The sequence below is a fragment of the Acetobacter pasteurianus subsp. pasteurianus LMG 1262 = NBRC 106471 genome (assembly GCF_000285275.1).
Classification (GTDB): Bacteria; Pseudomonadota; Alphaproteobacteria; order Acetobacterales; family Acetobacteraceae; genus Acetobacter; species Acetobacter pasteurianus.
In genome coordinates this window covers 1-1,543 of the sequence record NZ_CADO01000124.1, presented here as the reverse complement: position 1 = coordinate 1,543, position 1,543 = coordinate 1, and the positions used below count along the sequence as shown (strand labels likewise).

General features: G+C 58.7%; 1 protein-coding gene, 1 pseudogene and 1 other annotated feature. Of the genes and pseudogenes, one reads left to right on the top strand and one right to left on the bottom strand.

Annotated elements, in window-relative coordinates; translation table 11 throughout:
* Nucleotides 1–13: 13 nt before the first annotated feature.
* Nucleotides 14–730, bottom strand: coding sequence for a chromate transporter (locus APA10_RS11865; protein WP_343204074.1), 717 nt, complete (start codon nucleotides 728–730; stop codon nucleotides 14–16).
* A 68-nt stretch (nucleotides 731–798) separates the two neighbouring features.
* Here APA10_RS11865 and APA10_RS15455 point away from each other — a divergent pair.
* A pseudogene (locus APA10_RS15455) lies at nucleotides 799–1,543 on the top strand (IS3 family transposase); the annotation flags it as partial.
* Nucleotides 1,077–1,193: a sequence feature (AL1L pseudoknot), on the top strand. (Overlaps the previous pseudogene by 117 nt.)

Below are 1,543 nucleotides of genomic sequence, written 5' to 3'. Positions count from 1 at the left end.
ACTTTTTCATAATCTAACCCGATGTACAACCCTTCTGTGAGATTTCCGCGACGACCGCTGCGTTGACGCCGCGCATCGTCGCCTGAACGGCCCGCTGGCTGCGGAAGGTGTCCCAGAAGGGCAAAGCTCCGATCAGGACCAGGATGCCCGGCAGAAAGATGCCGAAAAGACCGAAAGCGGCACCGGCAACACCGTGGGGAGATTGCCCGACGACCGCGCCGAGATAGGCCGCGAACGTGAAAAGCGGCCCCGGAACCGCCTGTGCCGCGCCATAACCGGCGAGAAAGGTGTCGTCGCTGACCCAGCCCGATGTCACGAAAGCCTCGTGCAGCAAGGGCAGCACGACATGACCGCCACCGAACACGAGCGCGCCTGACCGGTAGAAGGCGTCGAACAGGGAAACGCCCTCTGGTGCGCCATGGCAGGCGAGAACGGGCAGACCGAAGAGCAACGCCAGAAAGAGAGCCAGTGCGACGATCCCTGCACGATGCGATACGGGCAGTGTAATATGCTCGCCATCTGACGTCTGCACAGAGCGGCAAAGCCACAAGCCGGCGAGGCCCCCGAGAACGATGGCCGCGATCTGGGCAAGCGGTGAGATGGCGAACAGAACGATGAGCGCGGCCGTGACCGCGATCGAAGCTCGCGTCCGGTCCGGACACAGCGTGCGCGCCATGCCCCATACGGCCTGTGCGACGATGGCGACGGCGACGAGTTTCAGTCCATGCAGAAGGCCTGCACCAGTGAATTGCCCCGGGTTTTGTGGAGACAGAACGACCCGTAAGGTAAGAAGAATTCATGAGCAACAAATCGAAGCGTTTTCCGCCTGAATTCCGCGAACGTGCAGCCCGCATGGTTCTGGAGGAAGAGAAGAACCATCCATCACGTTGGTCTGCGGTGATGATGATCGCGCCAAAGCTGGATATTCATCCTGACACGCTGTCAAAATGGACCCGTCTGCATGAACGTGCCAATGCGCCTGCGGTGAGTGACCTGCCTGATCGAGAGAAGATCAGGCAACTGGAGCGAGAGAACCGCGAATTGCGGCAGGCCAATGAAATCCTGCGCAAGGCATCAGCATATTTTGCCCAGGCGGAGCTCGACCGCATCTTCAGACCATGACACGCTTCATTGAGGAGCATCGGCAGACATATGGTGTCGGGTCAATCTGCAGGGTTCTGTCGATTGCACCATCTGCCTATTACGCTTATCGGGCAAGACAGAAAAATCCCTGTGTGCGCAGCCAGAAAGACAAAGAGCTGTGCGATGACATCTGTAGAGTGTGGAATGATAATTTCTGCGTCTATGGAGCGCGCAAGGTCTGGCATCAGCTCAAACGTGAAGGTTTGGATGTCGCCCGCTGCACGGTAGAGCGGCTGATGCGCCAGATGGGACTGAAAGGCGTCATTCGTGGTAAGGGTGTCAGAACCACACGGCCCGATCCGGCACGGCCCTGTCCACAGGATCTGGTACGGCGTCAGTTCCATGCACGAGCCCCTAACAGGCTATGGGTTTCGGATTTTACTTACGTTTCCACCTGGCA